Source organism: Bradyrhizobium sp. cir1 (assembly GCF_014198245.1).
Classification (GTDB): Bacteria; Pseudomonadota; Alphaproteobacteria; order Rhizobiales; family Xanthobacteraceae; genus Bradyrhizobium.
In genome coordinates this window covers 16,424-32,054 of sequence record NZ_JACIHE010000038.1, presented here as the reverse complement: position 1 = coordinate 32,054, position 15,631 = coordinate 16,424, and the positions used below count along the sequence as shown (strand labels likewise).

The window sequence follows — 15,631 nt, the reverse complement described above, 5'->3', positions numbered from 1 at the left end:
TTCTAACCAGGGAGGACGACCATGGTAACCTATGTTGTGCTGGGGAGCTTCACCGATCAGGGAGTTCGCAACGTCAAGGACTCGCCGAAGCGGGCCGAAGCCTTCAAGGAGATGGCCAAAACGTTCGGCGTGACTGTGAAAGAGATCGTCTGGACGCAGGGACGATATGACGTTGTGACCGTTCTCGAGGCTCCAGATGAGGCTGCCGCGATGTCGCTCGGCCTTAGTCTCAGCGCACTCGGCAATGTCCGCACCGAAACGCTGCGCGCGTTTTCGGCAGCAGACATGACAAAGATCGTTGGCAAGATGCTCTGACGCTCGGGCCCGCGCGAGCGCACCGGACCTGATATCGGACCTGCCACCGAACTTGGCACCGGACCCGGGATGGCAATCCCGGGCATGGGCTTGTCTCATGCCCTGATATTGTTGTCCCGCACCACCTTGCCCCAGTAGGCGACCTGCTTGTCGAAGAAGGTCTTGAAGGCGGCGCCGTCCTGGAGCAGCAGCGTCATGTGCTGGGTTTCCTTGAGCTGGGCGGCGGTGGCGGGCTCGCTCAGGATCTCCCTGGACACGGTTGCCATGGCTGACACGATATCGGGCGGCGTGCCCGCCGGCGCGAAGATGCCCCACCAGGCCAGCGTCTCGAAATCGGGGAAGCCTGCTTCGATCGCGGTCTGCGTATCTGGCAGAGCCGGAAGCCGCTCGCGGCCGAGCTGCAGGATCGGGCGCAGCATGTTGGTGCCGAGCTGGGCGGCGACCAATGCAGCCGATCCCGCGATGAGATCGACATGGCCGCCGAGCACGTCGTTCATGGCCGGGCCACCGCCGCGATAGGGCACGTGCATGATCTCGACCCCGGCCTTGTTGCCGAGCACAGTCATGGCGAGATGGCCGAGCGTGCCGATGCCGACGGAGGCGTATTTGACCGCACCGGGCGTCGCCTTGCAGGCCGCGACCACGTCGGCAAAGCTCTTGTAGGGACGGCCCGCGCCGGCCGCGATCACGTAAGGCGCGGTGCCGATCAGCAGCACCGGCATCAGCTCGCGCTCGACATCGACCGGCGGCTTGTCGAGGATCGACGGGATCACCGCGTGGGAATCGAAGGTGACCAGGAATGTCGAGCCGTCCGCCGGGCTCTTGGCGACCTGCGCCGCGCCGAGCGCGCCGGCGGCGCCCGACTTGTTCTCGACCACGACGATGCGGTTGAGTTTTGTCTGCAAATTGCTCTGGAGCAGCCGCGCCATCGCGTCGGTCGATCCGCCCGGCGGGAACGGCACCACCAGCGTGATCTTGCCGGCCTGAGCCGCGGCTGGTGCCATCGCGAGGATGGCGGGCGCAGCCAGCAGCGCCCGTCGTGTGATCGTCATCGTCCCCTCCCTTTGTTTCTGCGCCCGGCTTTTGCTCTTTGGCTCTTTGGCGCTTAGGTCGTCCCGAAGCCCGAACCCGCTTTTTTGTATTCTGGCCGAGGCGGGCTGAAGATGTCCAGCACACGGGCCCCATCGGGGCCGGCACGCATGGTGTGCGGCACGTTGCCGGGCGTGCGCCAGAAATCGCCCTTCTTCACCGGGATTTCCTCATCGCCCTGGACGCGGATGGCGGAGCCGTCGAGCAGCACGCCCCATTGCTCCTCGGGATGATGATGCAGCGTTCCTTGCGCATGCGGCGCGAGCGTCACCACCGACAGCATCGCCTGCTCGCCGGAGAAGATGCGTGTGGACACCCCCGCGGCGAGCTCGCGAAACAGCCCGTCGTCGGGATTGTTGATGTTGTGGAATTCATCCTTCTGGCTCACGCCGCTCTCCCCTTCGTTCTTCTCTGGTCAGGATTTGCCGTAGGAGCCCTGGTAGCGGCCCTCGCGGATCGCCTTCAGCGTCTCCTCCTCGCGCGCGACCTGGGCGCGGACGGCTTCCAGCAGCGCGGCGGCGCCCGCGGCGGGAAACGACACCACGCCGTCCTCGTCGCCGACCACGATATCGCCGGGCGCAATCACGCTGCCGCCGACGGTAACAGGCACGTTGATCTCGCCGGGGCCGTTCTTGTAGGGACCGCGATGGATCACCGCGCGGGCGTAGCAGGGGAAGTCATCCGCCGCGAAGGCAGCGACATCGCGGATCGCGCCGTCGATGACGTAGCCTTCGGCTTTGCGCCATTGCGCGATGTTCTTCATGATCTCACCAACCAGCGCGCGGGTCTCATCACCGCCGCCGTCGACCACGATGACGTCGCCGGGCCCGACCAGCTCGAGCGCGCGGTGGATGGCGAGATTGTCGCCGGGCCGGGTGCGCACGGTGAAGGCCGTCCCCACCAGCTTGCTGCCGCGATGATAGGGCTTGAGCCCCACCGCGCCGGGCAGCCGGGCGAGATTGTCCGAGATGACCGAGGTCGGCGCGCCGCGAAAACCCGCGATGATCTCGGCGGGCGGTTTGGGCACGCTGTTCGCCGCGATCGTGATCGTCATGTCAAAGAGTCCTTTCGTGAATTTTCTTATTCGGCATGCGCCGGCGCCTTCGCCGGCAAAATCCGGAAGGCGCGCCCTTCCTTCATCTTGGCAGCGCGCCTCGGGGTGAGGCGCTCGCGGCGCGAAGTGTAACAGCCGGAACTGGGCCTTCAAGACATCAGCGCTCGGCGCCGCAGCCCGGACTGTCGAACAGCGCCGCGAGACCGCATTTCGAGGTGAGCATCCTGTCGGCGTCATGGCCGACGCCGGCGACATCCCAGACCCGGTGATTCGGGGTGCCGTTGTCTCGCTTGGCCATCGCATCGGCATAGGCGTGACCGCGGACGTATCGCGTGGCGCCTTGCGCCTCGGCCATGCAGCTCTTGTCCAATGCGGAATGTTTTGGATTGGTGTCGAGCGTGCCGAGCAGGTAGATCACCTCGCGCTCGACATAGCGCTGCTCGAGCGCCGCAGGCGTCGCGTCCGCGAGATAGGGCGGACGGTCGCCCATGCCGTATTTCCAGTTGTTGTAACCGGAGCAGGATGCGGCAATCGCTGGCACGGGCCGTTCAGTGCTGAAATAGGCATAGGACGAGGGATTGGCGACGACGTAGCGGATGTCGATATGCTGGCGCAGCAGTGGCGCCTCGCCCTTGCCCGCGATGGCATAGCGCTGCACGACCTGGCCGCCACCGGAATGGCCGGCGACCACGACCTGCTTCAGGTTCGGAAAGACACGCCGGTCCGAGAGTTTTGCCAGGATCGCATCGAGCGCTTCGAAGGACGACACCGGATTCGGCGCGAGCGCGGCATCGCCGCCCTCCCACCCCTCCAGCGACCAGCGCAGCATGTCCGAGGAAAGCCTGTGCGCCTCGATATCGATCTCCGCCAGAAACTGCGGGACGATCATCAGCGCACTCTTGCCGTCGTCGCCCGCCGCGGCCTGCGCATTGTTGGCCGATATGTAATATTCGTCGGCATTGCGCAGGCGTCCATGCAGCACGATGATCGCGCGCGAGATCGCCGGCAGCGGCATCGACCAGTCGCGGGAGAGGTAAAGCGGCAGCATGCCCCGCCCGCCGACCGGGAGCCTGGCATCGCCGATGGCCTTCACCGGCTTGCGGTTGGGTGCATCCTCCTCCGCTGCGAAGGCAGGGCCGCACGTCAGCACCAGGGCGAGTGCGGCAAGTCGGGCCAGCGCTCTCATGACGGAGATTCCCCCTCGGATTCAAATCGATAAAAGTCTAAGCGCAACATGTGGCGCGCGGCTGTGACTCCCGCGCCACGTCAAGCAAAAAATGTCAGCATCACAGCCATGAAATTCCCGGGTTCCACGGGTGACAAGCCGGCGATAAAGAGGCAAAAATCCGGCTCGACTCGGTTCGAGTTGAGTCTTGCAAGGAATGCTCTCGTAGAATGTCGGTTGTCGTTGCATCGCGTCGTGCGGCGCTTCTCGTTGCCGCAGCAGGATTTTTTCTGCTGACGCAGTCGCATGCCCAGGCGCAATGGTGGAAGCGCGCCCCTGTCGACTTCGAGGAATGCGCTGATACCGCCGAGAAGGCCGCAACCAAGGCCGAGAAGACATCCGCGCTCGCCGATTGCAACGCCAAGTTCGCGGGCCGCCGCAAGCCGGGCGGCGGCTACACCTATTACGACTTCCTCCAGGACCGCACCTTCGACATCGCCGGACCCAACCCGACGCCGGAGGAGCAGAGGAAGATCGACGAAGCCTATACCGCCTACCTCGCCAATCAGCGTCGCAGCAATGAAGCGGCCCAGGCCACGGCCCGCCAGCAGCGCGAGCAGCAGGAGCAACAGGTCCAGCAGCTTCAGCAGATCGCCCTGCGAACCGAGGCCGAGCGCGTGCCGGTGCCGGTCGAGCGGCCGAAGGTCCAGGCCGCAGGCCCGAGGCAGAAGGGCGCGCCCTGCACCAAGGGCTCGTTCTCCTGCGAATGGCCGCGGCTGTCGGAAAGCTTGAACGATTTGAAGAAGCTGTTCAGCCCGACGCCGAGCAAACCGGCGAAGAAGGGCTGAGCCTCACGGCTTTCGTTCCGCTACCGCCGCAAACTCCGCTGTCGTCCCGGACAAGCGCGCCTTAAGCGCGCGTAGATCCGGGCCCCATAGCCACCGAATTGAATTTGACGAAGACTCGGAGTGACCAGCCTCGCGCCACAACTTCTCCCTGTGGTTATGGGTCCCGGATCGGCGCGCGCTTTTGGGCGCGCTTGTCCGGGACGACGACGGAGAGTGTGGCTTCAGTCCGTGTGCTTCTTCTTGCTGCGCTTCGGTTTGACCACCGGCGCATCCGACGGCGCCGTCGTCGTCGCCGAGCCACCCAATTGCGACCTGCTCTCCTGCAATCGCCTGTCATAGCCGGGCGAGGTCATGACCGTCGGCGGCCTCGCAAGGGCGAGCGTCGATGCGCCGCAGAGCGCGGTCAGCGCGAGCCCGATCATTAGACAACGCCTCATCGCGTTCCTCCTTGCGTTCAGGCCGTCCCGCGAATCTGCTGCGGTGTCAGCCCGGGCGGGCCCTTGCCGGCGCGTTCAGCCTCCCTGATCAGCGCAACAATGCGGCGCATCAGCGGCACGGCGACATCCTTCTGCTCAGCAAGCGCGATGACTGCGCCCTGGAGATAATCGATCTCGGTCTTGCGGCCCTGCTTCAGATCCTGCCACATCGAGGAGCGCGCCTCGGGATCGATCTTCATCGTGCGTCCGAGGATCGCGTTGAAGATCATGTCGGGCAGCCGCAGCAATGTTGGAGACCAGTTCATCGGGATCGGCGTCGCCGACACCGGCGCGATGCCGGCGGCGTGCAGCGCGGCCAGCCCCTCCGCCATCTGGTCGGCGAACAATCTTCGCCAGTCGCGGTTGGCCAGTTGCGCGGCGAGCGGCATGTCGGACAGCGCGCTGAGCGCGTTGTTCAGATTGATGATCAGCTTGCCCCATTGCACGCCGGTGATGTCACCGCTCGCGCGCACGTCAAGGCCGGGCGCCGAAAGTGCCCCGGCGGTGTTTGCCGCGTCTGCTCCGACATGGATGTCGCCGGAGCTCGAGCGGTGGAAGCGACCCTCGCCCATCGCGACCACGTTGAACGGCACCATGCCGGCCAGCACGCGCCGGTCGCCGAGGCGCTCTCGTAGCACCGCGACATTGCCGATACCGTTCTGAAGCGAGACGATGACGGCATCCTGCGGCGCATGCTGCGCGATCTGGTCTGCGACATCGGCGGTGTCGGCGCTCTTCACCGTCACCAGCACGATGCCGGCGCTGTGGAAGATCGAAGGGTCTTCCGAGAGCGCGAGCTGGCCGGCACCGAGCTTCTTCTCGGAGCCGTCGAAATCGGTCAGAAGCAGGCCGAACCGCTCGATCTCGGTCTTCACCCGCGGCCGCACCAAGAGCGCGACGCGGCGGCCGGCGGCCGCCAGCATGCCGCCGACGAAACAGCCGATGGCGCCCGCGCCGGCCACCACGATCGGTCGATCCGCAACCACCTCGTTCTCCCTAACGTCCCGCCTTCGATAGCAGAGGCAACGCCGCCTGCCCATTGGTTGCGACGCATCCGCCTTGTAACCGTCATGAGAGCCCCATATGTTTTCGCCCCGGGGGCAGTCAGCGGCGAGCGCTCGCCGAACGAGACGCCAAAGGAGAGTACCATGGGTCTACTCGATGTCCTCAACGGCATGCAGAACGGCCCTCGCGGCCCCAACACGCCGAGCTCCGAGCAATCCTCCGGCGGCATGTCGCCGATGACCATGGCGCTGCTCGGCCTGCTCGCCTGGAAGGCGTTCAAGCATCTGACGGCAGGCCAGCCCGGCGCGGCGCCTGCCCCGCAGCAGCGCTCACCGCTGCCGCCCCCGACGCCGGTCAATGCCGGCAACGCCACGCTGCCCGGCGGCAGCGGCGGCCTCAGCGATCTGCTCAAGGGCGGCCTCGGTGGCCTGCTCGCCGGCGGCGCGGCCGGCACCGTGCTGAGCGGCGGGCTCGGCGATCTGCTCAACCAGCTTCAGCAGAGCGGCCATGGCGAGACCGCGAATTCCTGGGTCGGCAAGGGCGAGAACAAGCCGATCGCGCCCGGCGATCTCGCGAGCGCCCTCGGCGCCGACCAGATCGAGAGCCTTTCTGCCCAGAGCGGACTGTCGCGCGAAGAGCTGCTCTCCGGTCTCAGCCAGTATCTGCCGCAGGTGATCGATCACCTGACGCCAGATGGACGGGTGCCGACCGAGAACGAAATCTCGGGCAGAATCTAATCAACGTCTGATCTACGCGTTCAGGAGAAGGGGAGCACACTCATGAGCATGGGCGGCCTGTTGTGGATCATCATCGTCGGCTTCGTCGCCGGCCTCATCGCGCGCTGGCTTGCACCGGGGCCGAACAATCCGAGCGGCTTCATTCTCACCACCATCCTCGGCATTGCCGGCGCATTTCTCGCGACCTTCGTCGGCCAGGCCATTGGTCATTACAGCCCCGACCAGGGCGCCGGCTTCATCATGGCCACGATCGGCGCAGTGGTGGTGCTGTTCATCTGGCACCGGCTGGTGGCCAGCGGCGTGATCAAAGGGTAGCGGCATAGGCTGTGGGCACGCTGCCACCCCCACACTCCGTCATTGCGAGGAGCTCTTGCGACGAAGCAATCCAGGATGTCTCCACGGAGAGATTACTGGATTGCTTCGCTTCGCTCGCAATGACGAACTACGTAATCAAATGCATCCCCGCATCCATGCGCACGACCTCGCCGGTCATGTTGCTGGAGGCCGGCATCGCCAGGAAGCAGACGAGCTGGGCGATGTCGTCGGCGGTTGATGCGACCTTCAGCGGCACCTTCGCCACCACGCTGTCGCGCACCTGCTTGGCGCCGGCCTCGCCGCGGCCCTTGGTGAACCAGGGCGTGTCGATATAGCCGGGGCACACCGTATTGACGCGGATCAACGGCGCCAGCGCGCGCGACAGCGACAGCGTCATGGTGTTGAGCGCGCCCTTGCTCGCGGCATAGGCGATCGACGAACCGACGCCGCTGATGCCGGCGACCGACGACACGTTGACGACGGCGGAGGGCCGGCCCGAAGCCTTCGCACCGGCCTCGAGCAGGCTGCGCGCGGCGCGCACCATCTGGAACGGGCCGATGGTGTTGACACCATAGAGCCGCTGGAAATCTTCAGCCGACAGGCCGTCGAGATCGGCATGGGCGACATGCTTGGTGGTGCCGGCATTGTTGACGAGGATGTCGAGCCGGCCCCAGCCGCTGGCTGCCGCGACGATCTTGCGGCAATCCTCATCCTTCGACACGTCGCCCTGCGCGACCAGAACCTCCGCCGCGCCGGCCTTGCGGCAGACTTCCGCGGTGGCCTCGGCCTCCTTCTGGCTCGACGAATAGTTGATGACGAGCCGCGCCCCGCTCCGGGCGAGAATTTCCGCAGTCGCTGCACCGAGCCCGGATGCGGACCCCGTCACGATTGCGCACAAACCGTCTTTTGCCATCCGGATTTCCTTCCCCTGTATCTGATGTGGCGCCCTGTTTAGCGAGTTTGCCGCGCCCTGCAAATCGAGCAAACTCCGCTAAGCGGAATTAGCATTTCTTGAAGCCTGCCCCCATGCCGGCCCCGCAGATGGACCTGCGATCAACGCTTGTCAGGGCCATGGCTTTTTCCGATCATCGGGCGCAAGAAGAGACTGCGCACTGGCCGATCAGGCCGGACGCGCCAATGGCAAAACACGGGGAACGCTGTGGCGGAGAGTGACAATATCGTCGTCGAGACCGCGGAGAAAATCTTCGCCGATCTCGCCGATCCGCAAACCATCAACAACGACAAGAATAATTCGTGGCAGGCGCCGCTGTGGCAGGCACTGAGCGAAGCCGGCCTGCCGCTGTCCTGGGTGCCCGACGATCTCGGCGGCTCCGGCGCCAGCCTTGCCGATGGCTTTGCACTGCTGAACGCCGCTGGTCGCTTCGCGGTCGCAGTTCCCCTCGCCGAGACCATGCTCGCAGGCTGGCTGCTCGCACAGGCGAAGATCACCTCGCCCGAGGGCGAGATGACGGTCGTGCCGGCGAGCCCGAAGGATCGCATCACCCTCGATGCCGACGGCGCGATCTCCGGCCGCGCCCGCGGCGTGCCCTTTGCCAAGGCGGCGAAACATTTTGCGGTGCTGGCGCACGGCAAGGATGGCGCGGTCGTTGCGCTGGTCGATGCGACCAAGGCGCGGATCGAATCCGGCCTCAATGTCGGCTACGACCACAGTGACACCGTCACGCTCGACAAGGTCCAGCCGATTACCATCAAGCCCGCACCGAAGGGCTTTGAGCAGACCAATCTGATGCTGATGGGCGGCGTTGCGCGCAGCCTTCAGATCGCCGGCGCGCTGGAATCGATGCTCGACATTTCCGTGCGCTACTCCAACGAGCGCGTCGCCTTCGAGAAGAAAATCTCGAAATTCCAGGCCGTGCAGCACAATCTCGCGCGCCTCGCCGGCGAATCCGCCGCGGCGCTTGCCGCCGCAACATCTGCCGCCGACGCCATTGCAAATGCAAAGTCGTTCAACGACGAAGTCTATCTCGAGGCTGCCTCGGCAAAAATCCGCTGCGCGGAAGCGGCCGAAAAAGGCGGCGCGATCGCGCATCAGGTCCATGGCGCGATTGGCTTCACCCTGGAGCACATCCTGCACCGCTACTCGCTGCGGGCGCTGGCCTGGCGCGACGATTTCGGTTCGGAAAGTCATTGGGCCGTCGAGCTCGGCAAGCTCGTCGCCACCAGAGGCGCCGATGAATTGTGGCCGCTCGTGGCGTCGCGCTGATCAGGAGACGAGACAACAATGACCGCTGCCCTCCGTTTCGATCCGATCCGCCTGCCCGAAAAGTGCGAGCAATTGCGCAAGGAAGTGCGCGCCTTCCTCGCCGAAGAAATCGCCGCCGGCACCTTCGATCCGAACAAGCCCAACCGCGAGGACACCGACGCACCGGAATTTTCCCGCCGGGTCGGTGCCAAGGGTTGGCTGGGAATGACCTGGCCGAAGAAATATGGCGGCCAGGAGCGCTCCTTCCTCGAGCGCTACGTGGTCACCGAGGAGATGCGCGTCGCCAATGCGCCGACGCGGCGCTTCTTCGTCGCCGACCGCCAGAGCGGCCCGGTACTGCTGAAATACGCGCCCGAGCACATCAAGATGGAGATCCTGCCGCGGATCTGCCGCGGCGAGATCTGCTTTGCCATCGGCATGAGCGAGCCGAACTCGGGCTCCGACCTGTTCGCGGCCAAGACGCGCGCGACCAAGACAGAGGGCGGTTATCTCATCAACGGCACCAAGATCTGGACCTCGTCGGCGCACATCGCCGACTACATGATCGCGATCTTCCGGACCTCGCCGCCGACCAAGGAGAATCGCCGTCACGGCCTGACCCAGTTCCTGGTCAAGATGAAGCAGCCGGGCATCAAGGTGAACCCGATCGGCCAGATCACCGGGCAGTACGAGTTCAACGAGGTCGTCTTCACCGATCATTTCATTCCGGATGATCACGTGCTGGGCGAAGTCGACGGCGCCTGGAAGCAGGCGACGAGCGAGCTCGCCTATGAGCGTTCGGGGCCCGAGCGTTTCCTGGAGACCTATTATGTGCTGACGGAGCTGGTGCGCGCGGTCGGCCCCAATCCGGACACGCGCAGTGCCGAAGGCATCGGCCGGCTGGTCGCGCAGCTTCACACCATGCGGCGCATGTCGGTCTCGGTTGCCGGCATGCTACAGGCCGGCAAAGAGCCGGTGGTCGAGGCGTCCATCGTCAAGGACATCGGCACGGTCTGGGAGCAGCAGCTTCCGCACCGCGTGCGCGATCTCGCCGCCTTCGTCGAGGAGACCGCGACCAACCGCGAGACCTTGGAGCGGCAGCTCGACTTCGCGATCAAGACCGCGCCGAAACTCACGATCCAGGGCGGCACCACCGAGGTGCTGCGCGGCATCATCGCCCGCGGGCTTGGCTTGCGCTAGATGGGACCGAGACGCCGGCCGCGCGCTCCGTTCACCTCTCCCTTTGGGAGAGGTGGTCCTTCGCTACTGAGACACTGGAGGCCAAATGAGCACGTATAAAGACATCGGCGTCGAGAAGGTCGGGCATGTCGGCACCATCGAGATTCGCCGCCCGCCGCTCAACTTCTTCGACATCTCGCTGATCAACCAGATCGCGGACGCGCTCGACGAGTTCGACCGCGACATCGAGATCCGTGCTTCCGTTCTCTCCGCGCAGGGCAAGGCGTTCTGCGCCGGCGCCAATTTCGGCGACCCGGCGCGGCAGGCGCAGGAAGCACGTGAGGCCGAGCAAGCGAGGAAGGGCGACCCGGCCGACAATCTCGGGCAGATCAGCCATCTCTACATCCAGGCCGTGCGCATCTTCCGCGCCAAGAAGCCGATCGTCGCTGCCGTGCAGGGCGCGGCCATCGGCGGCGGCCTGGGCCTCGCGGTATCCGCGGACTTCCGTGTCACCTGCCCCGAAGCGCGCTTCTCCGCCAACTTTACCAAGCTCGGCTTCCATCCCGGCTTCGGCCTGACCGTGACGCTGCCCGAGCTGATCGGCAAGAACAACGCCGAGCTGATGTTCTACACCAGCCGCCGTGTCACCGGCGAAGAGGCCTACAAATGGGGCCTCGCCAACGAGCTGGTGCCGCAGGACCAGGTGAAGTCGGCCGCGATGAAGCTCGCCGGCGAGATCGCCGAATGCTCCCCGCTCGGCCTGCTCTCGACCCGCGCCACGATACGCAATGGCCTCGCCGACCGAGTCATGGCCGCGACCAATCACGAACTCGCCGAGCAGACAAGGTTGCGCGCGACGGAGGATTTCAAGGAAGGCGTCAAGGCCACGGAAGAGCGCCGCGCGGCAAATTTTAAGGGAAGGTGACTCCCTTCTTCTTCTTCCTTGAGCCACCACACGTCCATCCGTCATCCTGAGGTGCGATCTGCACGGTGCGCAGCAGCGTGCGGAGAGCCTCGAAGGATGAACGGCCCCGCCGGTGGCCGTCGCCCTTCGAGGCTCGCCGAAGAGGCGAGCACCTCAGGGTGACGGATAACAAAGAAGCAGATCAATTCACGCGGAACGTCACCCCACCCAGCAGAAACTCATTGCCCGCGACCGCGAGCCCCTTCGCCTTGGCGGTATGCAGCACCTGCGCCACGTCAGTCACCCGAAACTCCAGCGCGCTCATGATCTCGCTGGCGCCTTTGACGAAGCGGAAGCTGGCATTGGGCAAGTTCAGTTCGGCCTCATCATTCGGCGCAACACCGATGATCTTGCCCCAGTGCTCCGCCAGCCCTTGCGGATCCGGGCTCTGCATCTCCACACCCGTCAGCGCCTGCGTCGCGTCCGTGCGAATGAACTTCTGCCAGTCCGGCCCCGCCGGCGGATACGGGCCCAGACTATCGTCGCTGCCTTCGGTGTGGTTGAATTCGATGAAGGCTGCGCGGCAGTCGCGCGGGTGGAGCTGGACGCCGTGATAGGGCGCGTGGTCGATCACGTTGGCGGTGCGCACGCCCAGCCTATTGGCATTGCGGCCGCGCTCCTCGGGATCATCGCAGCAGAAGATCGCCATGTAGCCGCCGCGGCCGCCGGTCTTTTCGATGAAGCGGCCCGCCGTGGTGCCGTCCTTGAACGGCGCCACCACCTCCAGCAGGATCGTGTCGACCGGGAGCAGCGCGTTCTCCAGGCCGTATTTTGCGACATTGCCGTCGCGGTAGCAGACGGCGAGACCCATGATCCGGGCGATGTCGGAGATCACGGGCTCGAGCTGCGGCGCGACCAGGCAGATCTGCCGCAAGCGCAGATACGACGACATCGTCACTCGCCCCTGAAGGCGGGCTTGCGCTTCTCGACGAAGGCCTTTGCGGCCTCCTTGTGATCGGCGGTGTCGCCGCAGCGGGTGTGATGGATCGCCTCGCCGTCGAAGCAATCCTCCAGCGCCAGATGCTCGGCGTTGTTGATGTTGCGCTTGATGAAGCCGAGCGCGATCGAAGGCCCTTGCGCCAGCGACAGCGCGAGCTCGTGCGCGGCCGCATCAATCTCGGCGTCGGGCACGACCTTCGTGACCATGCCGATGGCATGCGCTTCCCTCGCGGTCAGCACCGGCGACATCAGATAGAGCTCGCGCGCCCGCGCACTGCCGAGCAGCTGGGTGAGGAAATAGGTGCCGCCGTAATCGCCGGAGAAGCCGACTTTGGCGAAGGCCGTCGTGATCTTGCAGGATTCGCTGGCGATGCGCAGATCGCAGGACAGCGCCATCGAAAGCCCGGCGCCGGCCGCCGCACCGTCGAGCTGCGCCACCACCGGTTTCGGCATCTGGTGCAGGATGCGCGAGACCTCCATGCCGCGGCGCAAATTCGCAAGCTTCTGCTCGAACGGCAGCGGCGCGCGGCCCTCCGCCATCGACTTGACGTCACCGCCGACGCAGAAGCTGCCGCCGGCGCCCTTGAACAGCACCGCGCGCACCTCCGGATCGTCAGCGGCACGCCGCGCCGCCTCGACCAGCCCGCGCACCATGTCGGGGTTGAGCGCGTTTTTCCGCTCCGGGCGGTTCATGGTGATGGTGAGCAGTCCGCCTTCGAGCTTTTGCAGGACCATGTCGTTGCTCACAGGACGTCTCCCTTGTTGTTGCTTTGCTCCGTCATTCCGGGGCGCGCAAAGCGCGAACCCGGAATCCATTTCTCATCGATCACTGCCGCCCGATGGATCCCGGGCTCTCGCTACGCGAGCCCCGGGATGACGTCGTGGCTCACGTCACGACGTCACTTCTTCACCAGCGGGCAGCGCGACTGCTCCAGCGACTGGAACGCCTCGTTGCCGGGCACGGTGGCGAGCAGCTTGTAGTCGTCCCAGCGGCCCTTGGACTCCGACGGCTTCTTCACCTCGAACAGGTACATGTCGTGGATCATGCGGCCATCCTCGCGGATCTTGCCACCCTTGGCGAAGAAGTCGTTGATCGGCGTCTCCTTCATCACCTTCATGACCGCGGTGACATCGGTCGTTCCGGCCGCCTTCACGGCCTTGAGGTAATGCGTCACGGAAGAATAGACCCCGGCCTGCGCCGAGGTCGGCGGCCGCTTCACGCGCTCCTGAAAGCGTTTCGAGAAGGCGCGCGTCTCGTCGTTCATGTCCCAGTAGAACGCTTCCGCCAGCAACAGGCCCTGTGCGGTCTCCAGCCCGATCGAGTCGATATCGGTGACGAAGGCGAGCAGCGGCGAGACCTTCTGGCCGCCCTTGGTGATGCCGAACTCGGCCGCCTGCTTGATGGCGTTGACGGTGTCGCCACCGGCGTTCGCCAGCCCGATCACCTTGGCCTTCGAGGACTGGGCCTGGAGCAGAAACGAGGAAAAATCCGACGTGTTGAGCGGATGGCGGACATTGCCGAGCACCTTGCCTCCAGTCTTGGTCACGACGTTGCTGGTGTCCTTTTCCAGATCCTGGCCGAAGGCGTAATCGGCGGTGAGGAAGAACCAGGTGTCGAGGCCGGATTTCACCGCGGCAAGGCCGGTCACGTTGGCCTGGCCGAAGGTGTCGAACACGTAGTGCACGGTATAGGGGCCGCAGGCCTCGTTGGTGAGGCGGATCGAGCCCGGTCCGTTGAACATGATGATCTTGTTGCGCGCTTTCGCGATCTCGCCGGCGGCGAGCGCGGTCGCGGAGGCCGCGACGTCGTAGATCATCTCGACGCCCTGGTTGTCGAGCATGTCGCGGGCGATGTTGGCGGAGAGGTCGGCCTTGTTGAGATGGTCGGCGGCCAGCACCTGGATCTTGCGTCCCAGCACCTCGCCGCCGAAATCCTCAACGGCCATCTTCGCCGCAGTCTCGCTGCCGGGACCTGTGATGTCGGCATACAGGCTCGACATGTCGAGAATGCCGCCGATCTTGAGTGGCGGCTTGTCCTGGGCCTGCGCGGCGCTCGCACTCAGGGCAAACGCAGCGGCAAAAATGCCGGACAAAATATTCTTCATCGAAAAAGACCTCCCTTATCGCGCCGTGCTCTGATGGCGGCTTGGTTATTGCTTTTGGCAATCGTTGTTGCCGCAATCATGCCGCATGCGCGAGAGGGCAGCAAGCACGGGGGCGATGAAGGTGTATGATTGTCGCGCATGTTTTCCGCAAAGCGGAATGGTAAGGCACGACCAAATGTTTCCGCGTCGTCATTGCGAGCGCAGCGAAGCAATCCAGAAATACATCCGCGGAAAGATTCTGGATTGCTTCGTCGCGAGGGCTCCTCGCAATGACGGAGTTTGACGAAGCCCCTTCGCGACCCACTACGCATGAGTTATAGTTTCCGCGTAATGCAACCTCTCCGGGCAACGTGACGCAACGGCTTCACTTCATCGTCGCATTTCTTCTCGTCGCGGGTCACACCGCGTTCGCGGCACCATGCCAATTCGAATCGCAGGGCGAGGGCCGCGTCGCCGCCATCGTCGATGCGCGCAGCGTGCGCCTCGATGACGGTCGCGAGATCCGCCTTGCCGGCATCGAACCGACGGCGACGACGAAGCAGACGCTGACATCCCTGCTCGCCGGCCGCGACGTAACGCTGCGAGGCGCCGACGACACGCCCGACCGCTACGGCCGCCAGGGCGCGTTCGTCTTCATCGGCGAAAGCGATACCTCGGTGCAGGCCACGCTGCTGGCCCGGGGCGAGGCCATCGCCTCGGCCGAAATCGCCGACAAGGACTGCGCGGCCGCCCTGCTGGCGTCGGAGGCCCAGGCGAGGCGCCAAAAAATGGGCAACTGGGCTGACCCATCGGCCATAAAAAACGCGGAAAGTCCGGACGATATTTTGGCGGGGATCGGGCGCTTTATGGTGGTCGAGGGCAAAGTCCTGTCGGTCCGGCAAGCTGGGGCAATGACCTACCTCAACTTCGGACGGAACTGGACACGCGGCTTTGCCGTGACTATTTCAAGGCGCACGCTACCGGCATTCGAAAGCGCCGGGATTACCCTTAAGTCCTTGGAGAATCGGCGAATTCGTGTCCGGGGCTGGGTCGAGGGGAATACCGGGCCGCGGATTGATGTGCGGCTCATAGGGCAGGTCGAGTTGCTGGGCGCAAACGAGCCGACAGGGGTAGGGCCCTCAAAGGGGCCAGGCACGGGTTAAGCGACGTGAATGGGGTGCTAGAACAGCACGTACGGAGTGAACGCCGCCTGTGGGCGGCGCCCGCCGCGCTATGCCTGGCGCTGGGCGGGCTTCTC

The 15,631-nt window shown here is 65.0% G+C and carries 18 protein-coding genes; 8 read left to right on the top strand and 10 right to left on the bottom strand.

Features of this window, described 5'->3' with window-relative positions; genetic code table 11:
• Window positions 1-21 precede the first annotated feature (21 nt).
• A complete protein-coding gene (locus tag GGD63_RS37500; protein ID WP_183249990.1) occupies window positions 22-315 on the top strand; it encodes a GYD domain-containing protein in 294 nt (97 codons plus the stop codon).
• Between the two features lie 95 nt (window positions 316-410).
• Here GGD63_RS37500 and GGD63_RS37495 read toward each other — a convergent pair whose 3' ends face one another.
• From GGD63_RS37495 to GGD63_RS37480, 4 genes are all read right to left on the bottom strand, one after another.
• Window positions 411-1,367, bottom strand: a complete 957-nt coding sequence (locus tag GGD63_RS37495) for a tripartite tricarboxylate transporter substrate-binding protein (protein WP_183249988.1) — start codon at window positions 1,365-1,367, stop codon at window positions 411-413.
• Between the two features lie 53 nt (window positions 1,368-1,420).
• A complete protein-coding gene (locus tag GGD63_RS37490; protein WP_183249986.1) occupies window positions 1,421-1,792 on the bottom strand; it encodes a cupin domain-containing protein in 372 nt (123 codons plus the stop codon).
• 27 nt (window positions 1,793-1,819) lie between these two features.
• Window positions 1,820-2,458 (bottom strand): RraA family protein, encoded by a 639-nt coding sequence (locus GGD63_RS37485; RefSeq protein ID WP_183249984.1) that lies wholly within the window; start codon window positions 2,456-2,458, stop codon window positions 1,820-1,822.
• A 157-nt stretch (window positions 2,459-2,615) separates the two neighbouring features.
• Window positions 2,616-3,644, bottom strand: a complete 1,029-nt coding sequence (locus tag GGD63_RS37480; RefSeq protein WP_183249982.1) for an alpha/beta hydrolase — start codon at window positions 3,642-3,644, stop codon at window positions 2,616-2,618.
• 209 nt (window positions 3,645-3,853) lie between these two features.
• Here GGD63_RS37480 and GGD63_RS37475 point away from each other — a divergent pair, with 209 nt between their 5' ends.
• On the top strand, window positions 3,854-4,471 hold the full coding sequence (locus GGD63_RS37475) for a hypothetical protein (RefSeq protein WP_183249980.1): 618 nt from the start codon (window positions 3,854-3,856) through the stop codon (window positions 4,469-4,471).
• A gap of 221 nt (window positions 4,472-4,692) precedes the next feature.
• Here GGD63_RS37475 and GGD63_RS37470 read toward each other — a convergent pair whose 3' ends face one another.
• Window positions 4,693-4,908 (bottom strand): hypothetical protein, encoded by a 216-nt coding sequence (locus tag GGD63_RS37470; protein WP_183249978.1) that lies wholly within the window; start codon window positions 4,906-4,908, stop codon window positions 4,693-4,695.
• Window positions 4,909-4,925: 17 nt separating this feature from the next.
• On the bottom strand, window positions 4,926-5,933 hold the full coding sequence (locus GGD63_RS37465; RefSeq protein WP_183249976.1) for a 2-dehydropantoate 2-reductase: 1,008 nt from the start codon (window positions 5,931-5,933) through the stop codon (window positions 4,926-4,928).
• A gap of 162 nt (window positions 5,934-6,095) precedes the next feature.
• On the opposite strand from GGD63_RS37465, the gene GGD63_RS37460 reads away from it, so the two are divergent.
• Both GGD63_RS37460 and GGD63_RS37455 read left to right on the top strand, forming a co-directional pair.
• Window positions 6,096-6,689 (top strand): YidB family protein, encoded by a 594-nt coding sequence (locus GGD63_RS37460; RefSeq protein ID WP_183249974.1) that lies wholly within the window; start codon window positions 6,096-6,098, stop codon window positions 6,687-6,689.
• A 42-nt stretch (window positions 6,690-6,731) separates the two neighbouring features.
• Window positions 6,732-7,004 carry a GlsB/YeaQ/YmgE family stress response membrane protein gene (locus GGD63_RS37455; protein ID WP_183249972.1) on the top strand — a complete coding sequence of 91 codons (273 nt, stop codon included), beginning with the start codon at window positions 6,732-6,734 and terminating at the stop codon, window positions 7,002-7,004.
• A 127-nt stretch (window positions 7,005-7,131) separates the two neighbouring features.
• Here GGD63_RS37455 and GGD63_RS37450 read toward each other — a convergent pair whose 3' ends face one another.
• Window positions 7,132-7,917 carry an SDR family NAD(P)-dependent oxidoreductase gene (locus GGD63_RS37450; protein WP_183249970.1) on the bottom strand — a complete coding sequence of 262 codons (786 nt, stop codon included), beginning with the start codon at window positions 7,915-7,917 and terminating at the stop codon, window positions 7,132-7,134.
• 246 nt (window positions 7,918-8,163) lie between these two features.
• On the opposite strand from GGD63_RS37450, the gene GGD63_RS37445 reads away from it, so the two are divergent.
• From GGD63_RS37445 to GGD63_RS37435, 3 genes are all read left to right on the top strand, one after another.
• Complete coding sequence (locus GGD63_RS37445) at window positions 8,164-9,228, top strand: acyl-CoA dehydrogenase family protein (RefSeq protein ID WP_183249969.1); 1,065 nt, start codon at window positions 8,164-8,166, stop codon at window positions 9,226-9,228.
• An 18-nt stretch (window positions 9,229-9,246) separates the two neighbouring features.
• Window positions 9,247-10,407, top strand: coding sequence for an acyl-CoA dehydrogenase family protein (locus GGD63_RS37440; RefSeq protein WP_183249967.1), 1,161 nt, complete (start codon window positions 9,247-9,249; stop codon window positions 10,405-10,407).
• Between the two features lie 85 nt (window positions 10,408-10,492).
• Window positions 10,493-11,311 (top strand): enoyl-CoA hydratase/isomerase family protein, encoded by an 819-nt coding sequence (locus GGD63_RS37435; protein ID WP_183249965.1) that lies wholly within the window; start codon window positions 10,493-10,495, stop codon window positions 11,309-11,311.
• A 181-nt stretch (window positions 11,312-11,492) separates the two neighbouring features.
• Here GGD63_RS37435 and GGD63_RS37430 read toward each other — a convergent pair whose 3' ends face one another.
• From GGD63_RS37430 to GGD63_RS37420, 3 genes are all read right to left on the bottom strand, one after another.
• Window positions 11,493-12,242, bottom strand: coding sequence for a hypothetical protein (locus tag GGD63_RS37430; protein WP_183249963.1), 750 nt, complete (start codon window positions 12,240-12,242; stop codon window positions 11,493-11,495).
• Between the two features lie 2 nt (window positions 12,243-12,244).
• A complete protein-coding gene (locus GGD63_RS37425; RefSeq protein ID WP_312013492.1) occupies window positions 12,245-13,036 on the bottom strand; it encodes an enoyl-CoA hydratase in 792 nt (263 codons plus the stop codon).
• 152 nt (window positions 13,037-13,188) lie between these two features.
• Window positions 13,189-14,394, bottom strand: coding sequence for an ABC transporter substrate-binding protein (locus GGD63_RS37420; RefSeq protein ID WP_183249961.1), 1,206 nt, complete (start codon window positions 14,392-14,394; stop codon window positions 13,189-13,191).
• Between the two features lie 350 nt (window positions 14,395-14,744).
• Here GGD63_RS37420 and GGD63_RS37415 point away from each other — a divergent pair, with 350 nt between their 5' ends.
• The gene (locus tag GGD63_RS37415) at window positions 14,745-15,536 is read left to right on the top strand and encodes a thermonuclease family protein (protein ID WP_409334114.1); all 792 of its coding nucleotides are present in this window, start codon (window positions 14,745-14,747) and stop codon (window positions 15,534-15,536) included.
• Window positions 15,537-15,631: the final 95 nt, after the last annotated feature.

What these genes read in the sequence shown, in the direction of transcription:
- GGD63_RS37420 (WP_183249961.1), bottom strand. Translation starts at nt 14,394, where the DNA reads ATGAAGAATATTTTGTCCGGCATTTTTGCCGCTGCGTTTGCCCTGAGT.
- GGD63_RS37440 (WP_183249967.1), top strand. Translation starts at nt 9,247, where the DNA reads ATGACCGCTGCCCTCCGTTTCGATCCGATCCGCCTGCCCGAAAAGTGC.
- GGD63_RS37495 (WP_183249988.1), bottom strand. Translation starts at nt 1,367, where the DNA reads ATGACGATCACACGACGGGCGCTGCTGGCTGCGCCCGCCATCCTCGCG.
- GGD63_RS37500 (WP_183249990.1), top strand. Translation starts at nt 22, where the DNA reads ATGGTAACCTATGTTGTGCTGGGGAGCTTCACCGATCAGGGAGTTCGC.
- GGD63_RS37450 (WP_183249970.1), bottom strand. Translation starts at nt 7,917, where the DNA reads ATGGCAAAAGACGGTTTGTGCGCAATCGTGACGGGGTCCGCATCCGGG.
- GGD63_RS37485 (WP_183249984.1), bottom strand. Translation starts at nt 2,458, where the DNA reads ATGACGATCACGATCGCGGCGAACAGCGTGCCCAAACCGCCCGCCGAG.
- GGD63_RS37475 (WP_183249980.1), top strand. Translation starts at nt 3,854, where the DNA reads ATGTCGGTTGTCGTTGCATCGCGTCGTGCGGCGCTTCTCGTTGCCGCA.
- GGD63_RS37460 (WP_183249974.1), top strand. Translation starts at nt 6,096, where the DNA reads ATGGGTCTACTCGATGTCCTCAACGGCATGCAGAACGGCCCTCGCGGC.
- GGD63_RS37430 (WP_183249963.1), bottom strand. Translation starts at nt 12,242, where the DNA reads ATGTCGTCGTATCTGCGCTTGCGGCAGATCTGCCTGGTCGCGCCGCAG.
- GGD63_RS37470 (WP_183249978.1), bottom strand. Translation starts at nt 4,908, where the DNA reads ATGAGGCGTTGTCTAATGATCGGGCTCGCGCTGACCGCGCTCTGCGGC.
- GGD63_RS37455 (WP_183249972.1), top strand. Translation starts at nt 6,732, where the DNA reads ATGAGCATGGGCGGCCTGTTGTGGATCATCATCGTCGGCTTCGTCGCC.
- GGD63_RS37480 (WP_183249982.1), bottom strand. Translation starts at nt 3,644, where the DNA reads ATGAGAGCGCTGGCCCGACTTGCCGCACTCGCCCTGGTGCTGACGTGC.
- GGD63_RS37435 (WP_183249965.1), top strand. Translation starts at nt 10,493, where the DNA reads ATGAGCACGTATAAAGACATCGGCGTCGAGAAGGTCGGGCATGTCGGC.